Source organism: Gallintestinimicrobium sp. (assembly GCF_046968865.1).
Lineage (GTDB): Bacteria > Bacillota > Clostridia > Lachnospirales > Lachnospiraceae > Gallintestinimicrobium > Gallintestinimicrobium propionicum.
The window spans coordinates 158,768-172,926 of sequence record NZ_JBKVPW010000001.1 but is presented as its reverse complement, the minus strand read 5'-3'; the positions used below and the strand labels follow the sequence as shown (position 1 = coordinate 172,926).

General features: G+C 50.3%; 12 protein-coding genes. 9 read left to right on the top strand and 3 right to left on the bottom strand.

The features are described from left to right. The 3 genes from ACLTOQ_RS00735 (at position 1) to ACLTOQ_RS00725 (ending at position 3,642) form a co-directional block, all read left to right on the top strand. The gene (locus tag ACLTOQ_RS00735) at positions 1-1,224 is read left to right on the top strand and encodes a CDP-glycerol glycerophosphotransferase family protein (RefSeq protein WP_262585369.1); all 1,224 of its coding nucleotides are present in this window, start codon (positions 1-3) and stop codon (positions 1,222-1,224) included. Beyond that, positions 1,187-2,404: a glycosyltransferase family 2 protein gene (locus ACLTOQ_RS00730; RefSeq protein WP_262585368.1), complete on the top strand. Its 1,218-nt coding sequence runs from the start codon at positions 1,187-1,189 to the stop codon at positions 2,402-2,404. The genes ACLTOQ_RS00735 and ACLTOQ_RS00730 overlap by 38 nt, the downstream gene beginning before the upstream one ends. A 128-nt stretch (positions 2,405-2,532) precedes the next feature. Continuing rightward, positions 2,533-3,642 (top strand): glycosyltransferase family 1 protein, encoded by a 1,110-nt coding sequence (locus ACLTOQ_RS00725; protein ID WP_262585367.1) that lies wholly within the window; start codon positions 2,533-2,535, stop codon positions 3,640-3,642. A gap of 92 nt (positions 3,643-3,734) precedes the next feature. Here ACLTOQ_RS00725 and ACLTOQ_RS00720 read toward each other — a convergent pair whose 3' ends face one another. Then, positions 3,735-4,841 carry an acyltransferase gene (locus ACLTOQ_RS00720; protein ID WP_412318411.1) on the bottom strand — a complete coding sequence of 369 codons (1,107 nt, stop codon included), beginning with the start codon at positions 4,839-4,841 and terminating at the stop codon, positions 3,735-3,737. 70 nt (positions 4,842-4,911) lie between these two features. Beyond that, positions 4,912-5,937, bottom strand: a complete 1,026-nt coding sequence (locus ACLTOQ_RS00715; protein WP_412318410.1) for a glycosyltransferase — start codon at positions 5,935-5,937, stop codon at positions 4,912-4,914. Between the two features lie 208 nt (positions 5,938-6,145). Between ACLTOQ_RS00715 and ACLTOQ_RS00710 the strand changes: the two genes are divergently transcribed. The 6 genes from ACLTOQ_RS00710 (at position 6,146) to ACLTOQ_RS00685 (ending at position 13,489) form a co-directional block, all read left to right on the top strand. Further along, positions 6,146-7,765: an ABC transporter substrate-binding protein gene (locus tag ACLTOQ_RS00710; protein ID WP_262585364.1), complete on the top strand. Its 1,620-nt coding sequence runs from the start codon at positions 6,146-6,148 to the stop codon at positions 7,763-7,765. Between the two features lie 31 nt (positions 7,766-7,796). Further along, on the top strand, positions 7,797-8,840 hold the full coding sequence (locus tag ACLTOQ_RS00705; protein WP_262585363.1) for a FecCD family ABC transporter permease: 1,044 nt from the start codon (positions 7,797-7,799) through the stop codon (positions 8,838-8,840). Next, on the top strand, positions 8,840-9,952 hold the full coding sequence (locus ACLTOQ_RS00700) for an ABC transporter ATP-binding protein (RefSeq protein WP_412318409.1): 1,113 nt from the start codon (positions 8,840-8,842) through the stop codon (positions 9,950-9,952). The genes ACLTOQ_RS00705 and ACLTOQ_RS00700 overlap by 1 nt, the downstream gene beginning before the upstream one ends. A 130-nt stretch (positions 9,953-10,082) precedes the next feature. Further along, positions 10,083-11,441 carry an SPFH domain-containing protein gene (locus ACLTOQ_RS00695; RefSeq protein WP_262585362.1) on the top strand — a complete coding sequence of 453 codons (1,359 nt, stop codon included), beginning with the start codon at positions 10,083-10,085 and terminating at the stop codon, positions 11,439-11,441. A 49-nt stretch (positions 11,442-11,490) separates the two neighbouring features. After that, complete coding sequence (locus ACLTOQ_RS00690) at positions 11,491-12,630, top strand: hypothetical protein (RefSeq protein WP_262585361.1); 1,140 nt, start codon at positions 11,491-11,493, stop codon at positions 12,628-12,630. A gap of 13 nt (positions 12,631-12,643) precedes the next feature. Continuing rightward, complete coding sequence (locus ACLTOQ_RS00685; protein WP_412318407.1) at positions 12,644-13,489, top strand: TPM domain-containing protein; 846 nt, start codon at positions 12,644-12,646, stop codon at positions 13,487-13,489. A gap of 75 nt (positions 13,490-13,564) precedes the next feature. Here the strand turns inward: ACLTOQ_RS00685 and ACLTOQ_RS00680 are convergent, their stop codons facing one another. Beyond that, positions 13,565-14,092, bottom strand: coding sequence for a TetR/AcrR family transcriptional regulator (locus ACLTOQ_RS00680; protein WP_308727995.1), 528 nt, complete (start codon positions 14,090-14,092; stop codon positions 13,565-13,567). Positions 14,093-14,159 lie beyond the last annotated feature (67 nt).

The following is a 14,159-nucleotide window of genomic DNA, read 5'->3' as shown; positions in this document are numbered from 1 at the left end:
ATGAGAAAAGTTGTAAGAGCGCTGTGTTATCTGAAGGAACTATGCCTGATGGCCTTTTTTAAGCTGTTCGGTGCGGTCTGCAGGTGCTGCAGTGCCAAATATCGGGAGCTGTGGCTGGTATGTGAGCGCGGAAACGATGCGCGGGATAATGGTTACTGGTTTTACCGGTATTTAAAAGAAGAGCATCCGGAAATCAATGCGCGTTATGTGATCGAGACAGAAAGTGCTGACCGGGCGAAAATCGAGGCGTTGGGAGGAATGGTTCCGAGAGGGAGCTTTTCTCATTATCTGGCGTATTATTGCGCGGATTTTCTGGTTGGCACGCATGTACAGCCCTGTGCGCCGGATTTGATTTTATTTTATCATCTTGCAGGAAAAGGAATCCGGGCGAGGGGAAAACAGGTTTTTTTGCAGCATGGCATCATCAAGGATGAAATGGAATGGCTGCATCGTAAAAATATGTACATGGATTTGTTTGTCTGCGGGGCGAAGCCGGAATATGAATACATTCGCGATACGTTTGGATATCCGGAACATGTGCCGCAGTACGTCGGACTGGCGCGGTTTGATAATTTGATCCGGGCAGAGCGTAAAGAGAAGATGATTCTTGTTATGCCGACCTGGCGCGGCTCCTATTATCCGACAGGGGAGGCGTTTCGAAACACAGCGTATTATGAGCACTTCCAGTCTTTGCTCTGCTGTAAGGAACTGGATCAGCTTTTGGAACAGCAGGATTATCGGCTCGTTTTTTATCCCCATGTCGAAATGCAGAAGGACAGCCGGATGTTTGAATCGGGCTCGGACCGGATCACAATCGTGTCGAAGGAGACCCATGATGTGCAGGAGCTTCTGATGGACTGTGCACTCCTGGTGACGGATTATTCCAGCGTCTTTTTTGATGTGGCGTTTTTGCGCAAGCCTGTTGTGTATTATCAGTTTGACGAAGAGGAGTTTCGTAAATATCATTATCAGAAGGGATATTTCGATTTCCGCCGGGACGGGTTTGGACCGGTATGTACGACACAGGAAGCACTGCTGGGGGCTCTGACGGAAAGCTTTGAAAATGGCATGGAGATGCAGACAGAATACGTGCAGCGTACAGAGCGGTTTTTCCCGCTGCATGACGGAAATAACTGCCGGCGGACGTTTGAAGCGATTGCAAGGCTGAAGGAAAGGAAGGAAAAACATGCTGCGGAATCAGAGAGCTTATCAGTTCATTTATGACTGGACGAAAAACCGCTGCGCCGCTGCAGTCGGCGCGTGGGGCGGAAGAATGGTCGGACGGGCCGTCGTCGGTTTGCTTGGATGCTTAAAAAAAGAACGGATGAGCGAGGATGCGCTTTTGCAGACGGCAGAGGCGGCGAAAAAATGCTATCTCAGACCGGCAGCGGATACAGATGGCTGGCAGGCACTGCAGCCCTTTGGGCAGACGGAAGTCCTTGTTTCCGTCATCGTTCCGGTGCATAACGGAGAGAAGGATTTAAAGCAGTGTCTGAACAGCATTCTGGCGCAGGAGTGCGGCAGTACAGTGGAAATTATTGCAGTCAACGACAATTCTACAGACAGCAGCGGCGATATCCTGGAGGAATATGCAAACTGGGGAGAAGTCAGAAGGGTTGAGCTGACGAAAGAAACCGGTGGAAGTGCAGCGAAGGCACGCAATGCCGGGATTTTGCAGGCAAAAGGAGAATATCTTCTGTTTGTGGACTGTGACGATGTACTGTTGCCGGGAGCGATTTCGGCGCTTTTGCAGAAAGCGCAGCAGACCGGTGCGGATATCGTGCAGGGCGGCTGGCAGTATCTGGATGGAGACGGGAAATTTGGGGCAGCACAGCGGTTTGCAGAACATATTTATGAAAAACGCACGGCATATGACTGTCTGGATTTGCCGGGGACTCCGTGGGCGAAGCTGTATCGTCGGAGCCTGTTTGATGAGATCCGGTTTCCGGCAGGATATACCTGCTTTGAGGATGCGGTCATCCATTTTCTGATTTTTCCGGCGGCAGAAAAGATCGCTTCCATTTCGCAGGTGGTCTATGCATGGCGAAGAAATGCAAACGGAATTACGTTTACCTCGCAGGGAACGAAAAAGGCGGTGCAGGCATACTGGATCGTGGAAGAGCTGTTGGAGCAGCACAGAAGGATCAAGCAGCCGTGGGACGAACTGTTTTATCGAAATCTGACGCTGCAGCTGTCGAATTACTGTTATGTGTGTGTGGCAGGGCTTACGGAAGAAGAAAAACAGGGCGTATTTGCCTGTTGCTGTCTGCTTTACCAAAAAAACGCGGGGGACTATGAAGCAAAACATGCGCCGTTTGCAGTCCGGACAGCGCACCGGGCGCTGATGACCTCGGAGTATGGACTGTGGAAGCTGCAGGGAAAGTGGTTTCCGTTGATTGCATAATAAGTAGGGACGGAAAGGACAGAAAAAGATTGAAAAATAAAATTTTTCAATCGCGAGATTTGTGTCTGCGCGCACTTGACACAAACTCGACATGCGCAAAAAAGCGTGCGCAGAAATGAGCGGAAAAGATGATCAGAATTTTGCAGTCTGTGAGCAATATGGATCGCGGCGGAATCGAAACGATGCTGATGAATTATTACTGGCATCTGGATCGGGATCAGTTCCAGTTTGACTTTCTGGTAAATAAAGAAAAACCGGGATTTTTTGATGATGAGGTGCGTTCTCTGGGCGGTCGTATTTTTATGGGACCGGGACTGAGCCCCTTAAAGTATCCGGAATATCTGCGCTATATGAAGACACTCCTTGACCGGGAAAAAGAAATTAAGGTGCTGCATGCCCATAACGAGGCGATGGAATTTTATGCGTTAAACGGGGCAAAAAAGGCGGGATTTCCGGTTCGAATTGCCCATGCGCATAATACGCATCTGCCGCATGGACTGAAACTGCCGGTCAAGTTGGTTTGTAAGGCGATGATTCCGGGAGCAGCGACGGATTATTTTGCATGCGGGAGAGAAGCCGGAATCTATTATTTCGGTGAAAAACGATGGAACGAGAGCGGTGTGCTTATCCATAATGCCATCGATCTGGAGCGGTTTTGCTACCGCAGCGAGGTACGCACCAGACTTCGCCGGGAATATCAGCTGGAGGATAAGCTGGTGATCGGTTCTGTGGCGCGGTTTATGGTACAGAAAAATCATACCCGGATGCTGGAACAGTTTGCCTGTCTGAAAAAAATATATCCAAACAGCCATCTGCTGCTGGCAGGAGAAGGTGAGCTGCAGGCTGCCATGGAAGAAAAGGCAAAACGGCTTGGAATTTATGACAGCGTTTCGTTTCTCGGCGTGCAAAAGGATACCTCGATCTGGTATCAGGCGATGGATGTTTTCCTGATGCCGTCTTTATTTGAGGGATTGCCGGTTGTCGGAATCGAAGCGCAGGCATCCGGATTGCCGTGTGTGTTCTCGGATACGATTACGGATGAAATCATTCTTTCAGACAGGGCGGTTCGGCTGAGCCTGGAGCAGCCGGACGAGGTCTGGGCAAAGGAATTGATCAGGCTGGGAACGGCTGACAGGGACAGAGCAGAGGGACGCAGCGTTGTACGCAGTGCGGGTTACGATATTGTGGAAGAAACAAAGCGTCTGCAGGAAATTTATGTGAGCCTGATTGAGAAGTAGAGCGGGCGCTTGAGCGGCATGGGAAACTATTGAGAAGCGTTTAGAGGATTGTGAACCGGTGAAGAAATAAAGATCAAGGCGAGTGAAAAGCTTCACTCGCCTTTTCTGATGCTCCGATAAATCCGTGCTGTGATCTCATCCACTTTCCCTTCCGCTTTTTTCCGAAAGAGCACCCGGTAAATCTTCTGATACAGCGTATCGACAAGATACCCTGCACAGGTGATGCAAAGGGTTGCGATAGCCAGGTAGCCGAGGGACGCAGGCAGGCTTCCAAAACGGGAAAGCGCGATTTTTTCCCAGAGAAATGCGCGGGTAAAATCGCTGTCATGCAGCAAATATACGCCAAAAGAAAGCGGGGCGATCGCAAGGATGATTTTTTTCGGGCGATTGCCCTGAATTTTGATATTCTGGAAGAACAAAAAGAAGCAAACGGATGCGAAAAACACGGTCGGAGACTGGTATCCGCCGAGTGTGTCGAGCATTCCTTCCAGTCCCATCCGTGCTTCGATCCCGGAGGCAGAGATCCGCACCAGAACAGAAAGCAGGGAAAAGACGAAATAGAGGCTCAGGCAGAGGGCAGAGGACATCCGCACCTGATAGATGGAAAGGTATGCTGCCGTAAAATAAAGAACGAAAAACCATACATAGCTGTAGCCGTTTTCTACCCGCGACATGTCGGACCAGAAGCAGACGGTCGGCCATAGGCTGAATAGGAGAAAGAGCACGATCAGCATAAAACGGTGCTGCGCCCTCGTGAGGGAAGCGATTATTTTATTTAACAGCGGGATCGCAAGATACAATATGAAATAGCAGGAGCAAAACCAGTATACACAGGAGGTGGTCGGAAAAACAGCCCGCAGAAGAGTGCCGGCAGATAGAGAGACAGAATTGACAAACAGCCCGATCACAAAGGTCAGCAGAGAATAAAACAGCACCTGCATTTCGATTCGAAACAGGCGGGATACTTTTGTTTTGGACTGCCACATAAAATAGCCGGTCAGCATGACAAAGCAATTGGTAGAGACGCGTCCGAGCATGAACAGGAGCCAGTAGATAAAATAGGGAAAGGTGCCGGGGGCAGCGGTTGTTCCCAGGCCGCCGTGACCGATCCCGTGCATGAGGACGATCATCATCATGGAAAGAATCCGCAGCAGTTCAAAGCCTGCATGGCGGGAGGAATGATCTGATTGCTGAGTCATCGTGAAACCCTCCTTTTGGGTTTAATTCATGACAATAGAATGCTCGCAGAGCGTGCATTCTATTGTTGCGTTACAGCGAAATCTTCGCCTGCTCCAGTGCCTTTGCCACAATCTGGTCGGGGCGCAGCCATGTATCGTAGTAAGCGCGGTTTCGCTGTCCCATCTGCAAAATCTGCTCGGGATGTGCAAGCAGCGTCCTGATCTGTTCGATGCAGCCGTCTGCAGAGGTGTAGGTCAGGTAGTTTTCGCCTGCTTGAAACGGCCCCGGAACCTCATAACAAAGCGGCTCGGACACGATCGCCCTTCCTGCGGCGAGGTATTCTGCAATCTTCCATCCGGAAGACTGGTGCAGACCAGTGGAGGCAATGCAGATTTCGGAGTGCTTCATGCGATGCAGATAGATCCGTTTCCAGGTGGAGTGTTCGGAAAGAATCAGGTCAGGACACTGCGTTTGCGCAAACGGGCTGTCCTGAATGCCTCCGATAAACTGTTCCGGAAATGCGGCGCGCAGCTTTCGTACGAGCAGCATCCGCATTTCGTTGATTTCGCCCCACTGGCGGACGAGCTCCGAATCCGTTTGAACAACTGGTTCTGCCGGGTCCCAGAGGTGAGTGATAAAAAGAATCCGGGGGCGGGCAGAAACGTGCGTCATCTTTGCTTCATAGTCGGAGACGTAGCAGGTCACCCCTTTGATGCGTTTTTTCAAAAATCCGATTTTCGAAGTGGTACCAATCAGAGGGGAGCCAGGACAGAACACGTGATAGTTGAAGCCCAGCGGATGAATTTTTTCTGAAAATGCTCCGAAAACCTCACTGTTTTTAACAGATGAAAAAGACCGTTTAAAAACGATATCTGCGGAATGATACAACGGGAAAACTGTTTCCGGGCGGTTATACCAGTAGCCGTCCATCAGGTCAAACAGAATCCGGATCCCATTGACCTGGGCCTCCAGAAACGCTTCCTGATAAACAGGAGAGTCTTTGCGGCAGTCAAGGATGTCGAGAGTAAGCTTATTTTCCCGGGAAAGCATTTGGAAGCCGGTCAGGATCTGGCTGAGATGGTCTGCGCCAGACAGCAGACGGACAGTAACCTTCATAGATCAGAGATCCTTTCGTAGTGGATTGTTTTACATAAAGTAATACTTGTTTTATAGTTTTACTGTAATCGTTTTCCATAAGGGTGTCAATGATTTTCACTTTTTAACGCACTGCAGTATCCGGTTGTTCTTCTTAGGTATGCATGGTATAATTACGCCGATCGGTCAGGCATAAAACAATTATTTACAGGATAAAAAGGAAGAGGATATGCAGAAAAAATGGATTGCAGGAGGCTTGCTTGTGCTGGGGCTGTTGGGAATGTGTGGCTGCAGCAGTCAGGCCTTCGTATCGGAGCAGCAGACGGGGACAGTACTTACGCAAGAAGAGACTGGCTTGGAATTTCAGGACGGTACGTATCAGATGGAGGTGGAGCTTTTGGGGGGAAGCGGCAGGGCATCTGTCACTTCTCCGGCAAAGGTGGAAATAAAGGACGGAAAAGCAGTGGCAACGCTGGAATGGAGCAGCCCCAATTATGACTACATGGTGGTGGACGGGGAAAAATATCTTCCGGTCAATACAGAGGGAAATTCTGTGTTTCAAATTCCGGTGGAGGCATTCGACCAGGATATTGTCGTCATCGCAGATACAGTGGCGATGAGCACACCCCATGAAATCGAATACACGCTGAACTTTCATGCCGGGGAAAACGGTCAGAATGCAGCAAAGGCAGGTACGACCGAACAGGAAGATGCCGATGGTGCAGAAAAAGGGCAGCAGACAGCTGCAGTCGGAGAAAACCCTGCGAAGACAGCAGCCGCCCCTCTGACCTACGATCACAGCATGGAGCTTTCCTACGCGGAAAATTTTGCAGTGGATTATTACGAGGGCGGCTATAAGCTTCTGACCACACGGCTAAATGGAGACCGGATTTTGATTGTTCCAAAACATCAGCAAGCTCCGGAGGACGCAGAAGCATTGGTCAGCCCCTCTGCAGAGGGAGAGCCCGGAAAGCTGATCGTGCTGCAGGAGCCTGTGAAAAACCTGTATCTGGTGGCTTCCAGCGTAATGGATATGTTTGCACAGTTAGACAGCATGGACGCGATTTCCATGTGCGGCTTAAAGGAAGAGGACTGGTATATTCCGGCGGCAAAGCAGGCGATGAAGGATGGCACTCTCCTTTATGCCGGAAAGTACAGTCAGCCGGATTATGAATTGCTCCTATCTCAAAACTGCAGCATGGCCATCGAAAATTCGATGATCTACCACACCCCGGAGGTGATGGAAAAGCTCGGCGAATTCGGCATCCCAACGCTGGTGGAGTATTCCAGCTATGAGGAACATCCCCTCGGGCGCGTGGAATGGGTACGTTTTTTCGGTGCGCTGCTGGATCAGGAAGAAAAAGCAGATCAATTGTTTGAAAAACAAAAAGAAGCATTAAAGCGCGTAGAAACAGAAGAAAGCACAGGAAAAACCGTCGCTTTTTTCTATATCACTTCAAACGGACTGGTGCAGGTACGCCAGAGCACGGATTATATCCCCAAAATGATCGAGCTTGCCGGCGGAAAGTATGTCTTTGAAAATTTGGGAGATCCGGACTCCCGCCGTTCAACGGTCAATCTGCAGCTGGAGGATTTTTATGATGGGGCGCAGGATGCAGACTTTTTAGTGTATAACACGACGATCGACAGGCAGGTACAGACCCTGGAGGATTTGTTGAAAAAGTGCAGTCTGTTAAAGGATTTTAAGGCAGTAAAAAATCATCAGGTCTGGTGTACGACAGAGGATATGTATCAGCAGTCCATGTCGGCCGGAAATCTGATCGAGGATTTTCACAGGATGCTGACGGGCGATGACAAAGAGACCAGGTATTTGTACCGGTTAAAGTAGTAAGGAAAGACAACAGAAGGGATAACACAGCATGGAAAAAAACTCCGCAGACAGTGCAGTACGGAAAAAAAGAAGGATTCTGGCAGCGTTTTTGCTGCTGGCAGCAACAATGGCTGCAGGCATATTGCTCAATATCTGTATCGGAAGCGTCTCGGTTTCCCTGTCCGAAATCCTAAAGATCCTGTCCGGTCAGCCAATGGGGGAAAAGCAGCAGACGATCATATTGCAGCTGCGCCTGCCCCGCACGATCCTTGCAGCAGTATTAGGAGGTGCACTGGCGCTGTCCGGTTACCTTTTGCAGACCTTTTTCCATAATCCCATCGCCGGACCCTTTGTACTTGGAATCTCCTCCGGGGCAAAGATGGTGGTGGCACTCGTCATGGTTTTTTCCCTGGGCAGGGGCAGGATGGTGAATTCGGCAGGGATGATCACTGCGGCATTTGCAGGGGCGATGCTTTCCATGGGCTTTGTCCTGTTGATGTCGAGGCGGATCAGGCGGATGTCCATGCTGGTGGTCAGCGGCGTGATGATCGGATATATCTGCTCGGCGGTGACGGAGCTGGTCGTGACGTTTGCGCAGGATGCGGACATTGTAAATCTTCATAATTGGTCCCTGGGCAGCTTTTCCGGAACGACCTGGAGCAGCGTCAGGGCGGCCTGCATCTGTGTGACGGTCATTTTTGTGCTGGTGTTTCTGATGTCGAAGCCACTGTCCGCCTATCAGCTTGGCGAATCGTATGCGTTAAATCTCGGTGTGAATGTGAGACTTTTACGAATTGGAATGGTCGTATTTTCAAGTATTCTGTCCGCGTGCGTTGTGGCCTTCGCCGGACCGATCTCCTTTGTCGGGATCGCAGTCCCGCAGCTGGTCAAAAAAATGCTGGGAACCGCAGAACCGATCTGGATGATCCCGGCCAGCTTTCTGGGGGGAAGTGTTTTTTGCCTGTTCTGTGATCTGCTGGCGCGGACGCTGTTTGCACCGACAGAGCTGAGTATCAGCACGGTGACGGCAGTGTTTGGTGCACCGGTGGTTCTCTGGGTGATGGCTTACGGGAAAAAGGAGAGAGTGGACTGATGGCATATTATTTTCAGGCGAAACAGCTTTGTGTCGGATATCAGAACCAGCCGCTGATACAGAATATTGAGATCGAATTGAAAAAAGGGGAAATCCTGACGCTGATCGGTCCAAACGGTGCCGGAAAATCCACCATTTTAAAAAGCATTGCGCGTCAGCTGGAGCTTTTGGGAGGCAGTGTCCTTTTGGAGGATAAAAATTTGCAGAGCCTTTCGGGACGTGAGCTGGCAAAAAAGATGGCGGTTGTCTTTACAAAACGGCCACATACAGAGCTGATGACCTGTGAGGATGTGGTGGCAACCGGGCGTTACCCCTATACCGGGCGGTTCGGAGTTTTGTCCGCAAAGGATCATGAAGCCGTGCAGGAAGCAATGGAAGCCGTGCATGTGCTGGAATTCAGGGATCGGGATTTTGCGAAGATCAGCGACGGACAAAGACAGCGTATCCTGCTTGCCCGGGCGATCTGCCAGCAGCCGGAAATCCTGCTGTTGGATGAGCCGACCTCTTATCTGGATATAAAATATAAGCTGGAATTTCTTTCCGTGCTGCAGGAGCTTCAGAAAAAAAAGGGACTGACAGTGATCCTGTCGCTGCATGAGCTGGAGCTTGCCGCACGGGTCTCTGACCGGATCCTGTGTGTGGATGGAGCCTTTGTGGAGCAGGTCGGCACGCCGGAGGAGGTTTTCAGGCCGGGTCATCTTTCGAAGCTGTTTCAGATCACCCAGGGGAGCTTTGAGGAAGAAAGCCAGGAAATGGAGCTGGCGGCAGTAAAAGGAACTCCGGAGGTATTTGTCATTGCCGGGAATGGCAGCGGAAGAAATACGTTTCGGAGGCTGCAGCGGGAGGGGATTCCCTTTGCAGCAGGACTACTCTGGGAAAACGACCTGGATTATCCGGCGGCAAAGGCACTTTCCTCCCGGCTTTTCTCCGCACCGGCCTTTGAACCGGTTTCGGAGGAGCTTTTGGAGCAGGCGATGCGCTGCATGGACGGCTGCCGGAAGGTGATCTGCTGTCGGGAGTCCTTCGGAACCCTGGAGGATGCCCAAAAGAGGCTGTTGGCATATGCCAAAGCCCGGGGCTTGTCTGAACGGGATGCACAAAATTGTGTTTAAAATATATGGATTTTTGTAGAAAATTCTGATAGAATAATATCGATAGTATCGTTAAATTGCAGTCAAATGCCGGTAAAGCGTGTATGTTGTGGATAAGGAATCTGACTGCAGAAAAAAGGAGGACTTACTTATGGGATTGATAAAAGCGGCAATGGGCGCAGCTGGCGGTGTAATGGCGGATCAGTGGAAGGAGTATTTTTACTGTGAAGCCCTTCCGGTTGATGTTCTGGCGGTAAGAGGGCGCAAGAAGGTATCCGGCAGATCAAGCAACAAGGGCGGCGACAATGTGATTTCCAACGGTTCCCTGATTGCAGTTGCAGACGGTCAGTGTATGTTGATCGTAGACCAGGGTAAGATCGTGGATGTGTGCGCAGAACCGGGTGAATATACATATGATATGTCTACAGAACCGTCTGTTTTTACAGGAAGCTTAGGCGCTGGTATCAGTGCGGTGTTCAAAAATATCGGCAAGCGTTTTACTTTCGGCGGCGAGACACCTAAAGAACAGAGAGTTTATTATTTCAATACAAAGGAAATTACCGGCAATAAATACGGGACTCCGTCTCCGGTTCCGTTCCGGGTGGTAGATGAACGGGCAGGCATCGATCTGGATATCGGTATCCGCTGCTTTGGAGCCTACAGCTACAGAATCACGAATCCGCTGCTGTTCTACACCAATGTCTGCGGTAATGTATCAGAGGATTATACCCGTGATAAGATTGATGATCAGTTAAAGTCAGAGCTGTTGACAGCACTGCAGCCCGCCTTTGCAAGGGTTGGGGAAACCGGTGTCCGTTATTCCGGTCTGACTGCCCATACAAAGGAGATCTCGAAAGCATTAAATGATGAGCTTTCTGCAGAATGGAAGGATGTCCGCGGTCTGGAGATCGTTTCCTTTGGCGTATCTTCCGTCAAGGCAAGTGAAGAAGACGAGCAGATGATCAAAGAGATGCAGCGTGAAGCTGCATATATGGATCCGACCCGTGCAGCCGGCGCCCTGTCCCGTGCCCAGGCTCAGGCAATGACAGCAGCTGCTTCCAATACGTCAGCCGGTCCTGCAATGGCATTTATGGGAATGGGCATGGCACAGCAGGCAGGCGGCATCAATGCGCAGAGCCTGTATGCGATGGGGCAGCAGCAACAGATGGCGGCACAGCAGGCAGCAGCGAATGCGGCAGCACAGCAGGCAGCGGCAGCACCGAAGATGGAAGCTCCTGCAGGGGGCTGGAAATGCAGCTGCGGCGCAGTAAACACCGGAAAATTCTGTGCAGAATGCGGTCAGCCCAAGCCTGTTGACGATACCTGGACCTGCAGCTGCGGTGCAGTCAACAAAGGCAGATTCTGTTCCGAATGCGGAAAGCCCAAACCGGCTGCAGTAAAACAGTATAAATGCAACAAGTGCGGCTGGGTTCCGGAGGATCCCACCAATCCGCCGAAATTCTGCCCGGAGTGCGGAGACCCCTTTGATGCAGGAGATGTACAGAACTGATCCAAAGAGATACAGGGATGATTACGATTCTGAGAGGGGATGAGCTGTTATGGCGGAACAAATTACCAATTATCAGTGTCCGGCCTGTACCGGACCGCTGCATTATTCGGAAAGCCTTGGCAAGCTGAAATGTGATTACTGCGGTACGGAGTATGAAGTCGCAGAAATCGAAGCGATGTATGCCAAGAAGGAAGAAAAATCTGTCGAAGTCCAGAAAAAGGCAGAAAAAGAGACGGAACAGAAAAAGCAACAGCAGGCAAAGGCGGCCGAAGAGGGCTGGGATACTTCGGATATCAGTGATAACTGGGGCAAGGATGCAGCAGGCATGAAAAGCTACAATTGTCCCTCCTGCGGCGCGGAGCTGATCTGCGATGAGACGACTGCTGCAACCTCCTGTCCCTACTGCGGGAATCCGACTGTTGTGCCCGGACAGTTTTCCGGTGTATTGAAGCCGGATTATGTGATCCCGTTTAAGGTCAGCAAAAAAGAAGCAATCGAAAAACTGAAAATGCACTATAAGGGAAGACCTTATTTGCCGAAATCCTTTAAGGACGACAACCATATCGAAGAGATCCAGGGCGTTTATGTTCCGTTCTGGATGTTCGACGGCAAAGCCTCCGGAGAAGCATCCTATAAGGCTACGACATCGAAGGTATACGAAAAGGGTGACGAAGAGATTACGGAAACCCGTCATTATGAGGTATCCCGTGCCGGCTCCATCGGCTTTGAGAAAATTCCGGTGGATGCGTCATCCAAAATGCCGGATGATCATATGGATTCCATCGAGCCCTATGATTACAGCGGGTTAAAGGAGTTTTCCACTGCATATCTGCCGGGCTTTCTTGCAGACAAATATGATGTGAGTGTCAAGGACAGCCAGAAGCGTGCGGATACGCGCTGTGCCAGCACACTGGAGGATGCCCTTCGGGGAACGGTAACCGGATATGACTCCTGTACTCTTGAGCACAAGCAGATCGATTTAAAGCGCGGCAAGGTACATTATGCACTGCTTCCGGTCTGGATGCTGCATACGAAATGGAACGGACAGGATTTTTTGTTTGCGATGAACGGTCAGACCGGCAAGATGGTCGGCGACCTTCCGACGAGCAAAGGAAAGTTCTGGGGATTGTTTGCAGCTATCGCAGCACCGATGACGGTTGTGCTGACGATCATTTTGATGCTGTCGTAAGGGGGAGAAAGAGATGAAGAAAAAACCGAACGGATTTGTTTCTGTGCTGCTGGCCCTTTGTCTTCTTCTGGCTCCGATGACAGTTTTTGCAGAGAGCAATGCACAGTTAAATTATGTAACGGATGATGTCGGGATCCTGACAGACAGTCAGTGGGAAGATCTGGAGCAGCGTGCACAGCAGGTTTCCGAAGAATATCAGTGCGGCGTCTATATGATAACGGTTGATGATTATACGGATTACAGCACGGAGAGCGTATATACCGCAGATTATACCATCTATCATGACTATGAGATGGGCATGGGAGAGGACCGGGACGGCATTATGATCCTGCTGAGCATGGAGGATCGGGATTATGCGATGTTTGTATACGGTCCGAAGGCTTCTGAGGTGTTCAACGCGTATGGTCAGGAACAGCTGGAAACCTATTTCCTGGATAATTTCCGGGATGACGACTGGTATGGCGGCTTTGGTGACTATATCGATGCCTGCAGCAATTACTTACAGCTTGCAGAGCAGGGAACACCTGTCAGTGCACCTGAAGGTTATGATTCCGGTGACTATGAGGATTATGAAGCGACTCCCGGAGAAAATTTCGGGGTGAGCTTTTTGATGGCACTTGGAATTTCCTGTGTGATTTCTATCATTATCTGTCTGCTGCTGCTGTTGAAGATGCACACGGTGCATCAGAAAACAGAAGCGAACGATTATGTCTCCGAAAAGCTAAAGCTGAGCCGGAAAGAGGATCGTTACACCCACACGACCCAGACAAGACGCAAAATTGAGAGAGAAAGCTCTTCCTCCTCAAGTACCCACAGCGAAAGCGGCGGAGGAGGCTCGGGACGAAGCGGAAAGTTCTAAGCAGAGCAAATCAGAATGGAAAAAGCGACCGGCGGGAGAATTTCTTCCTGCTGGTCGCTTTGCGTTAATGCTCCTTCATCGGGTGCACTGTCCAAGAAACGCGCAGATCTCATCGATCAGCGCAGCGTTGTCATACTTGTGGTAGTTATCATAAAACGCATAGAAGCTTCCCTTGATGAGCATGGAGAGGCGAATGTTGAACTGCATATTGTCTGTATATTCCGGTTTCAGGCGGTAAATATATTCCCGGATCGACGAATCCACGAGGTCCGGGAGAATATGCGCCTGGGAACCGGAGAACAGAAGCTGGATCAGATTGATCTGAGAAAAGAAGCCCGTTGTGATTTCCCTTGTGAACACATCGGGCTTTTCCAGTACATTTTCCGGTCTGGAAATACTGTTTAAAATATTGGTGAGCACCTCTTTCCCGATCTGCTCGGAAAGGTCGTAAATATCCTGATAATGGAGATAAAAGGTGGCTTTGCTGATCTCTGCGAGGGCGGCAAGTTCCCGGATCGTGATTTTTTCGATCGGCTTTTGGGCACGCAGTATCAGAAATGCATTCTTGATGGCGCGTTTGGTTTTGATTTCCCGTTGATCCAAAAGAATTCCTTCCTTTCTGGACAATTTGCCCGAAACGTCCAGTATTGTAACAAGGGGCAGGATTGTC

Excerpts from the sequence above, each read along its gene's own strand:
- ACLTOQ_RS00735 (WP_262585369.1), top strand. The coding sequence starts at position 1 with ATGAGAAAAGTTGTAAGAGCGCTGTGTTATCTGAAGGAACTATGCCTG.
- ACLTOQ_RS00730 (WP_262585368.1), top strand. The coding sequence starts at position 1,187 with ATGCTGCGGAATCAGAGAGCTTATCAGTTCATTTATGACTGGACGAAA.
- ACLTOQ_RS00725 (WP_262585367.1), top strand. The coding sequence starts at position 2,533 with ATGATCAGAATTTTGCAGTCTGTGAGCAATATGGATCGCGGCGGAATC.
- ACLTOQ_RS00720 (WP_412318411.1), bottom strand. The coding sequence starts at position 4,841 with ATGACTCAGCAATCAGATCATTCCTCCCGCCATGCAGGCTTTGAACTG.
- ACLTOQ_RS00715 (WP_412318410.1), bottom strand. The coding sequence starts at position 5,937 with ATGAAGGTTACTGTCCGTCTGCTGTCTGGCGCAGACCATCTCAGCCAG.
- ACLTOQ_RS00710 (WP_262585364.1), top strand. The coding sequence starts at position 6,146 with ATGCAGAAAAAATGGATTGCAGGAGGCTTGCTTGTGCTGGGGCTGTTG.
- ACLTOQ_RS00705 (WP_262585363.1), top strand. The coding sequence starts at position 7,797 with ATGGAAAAAAACTCCGCAGACAGTGCAGTACGGAAAAAAAGAAGGATT.
- ACLTOQ_RS00700 (WP_412318409.1), top strand. The coding sequence starts at position 8,840 with ATGGCATATTATTTTCAGGCGAAACAGCTTTGTGTCGGATATCAGAAC.
- ACLTOQ_RS00695 (WP_262585362.1), top strand. The coding sequence starts at position 10,083 with ATGGGATTGATAAAAGCGGCAATGGGCGCAGCTGGCGGTGTAATGGCG.
- ACLTOQ_RS00690 (WP_262585361.1), top strand. The coding sequence starts at position 11,491 with ATGGCGGAACAAATTACCAATTATCAGTGTCCGGCCTGTACCGGACCG.
- ACLTOQ_RS00685 (WP_412318407.1), top strand. The coding sequence starts at position 12,644 with ATGAAGAAAAAACCGAACGGATTTGTTTCTGTGCTGCTGGCCCTTTGT.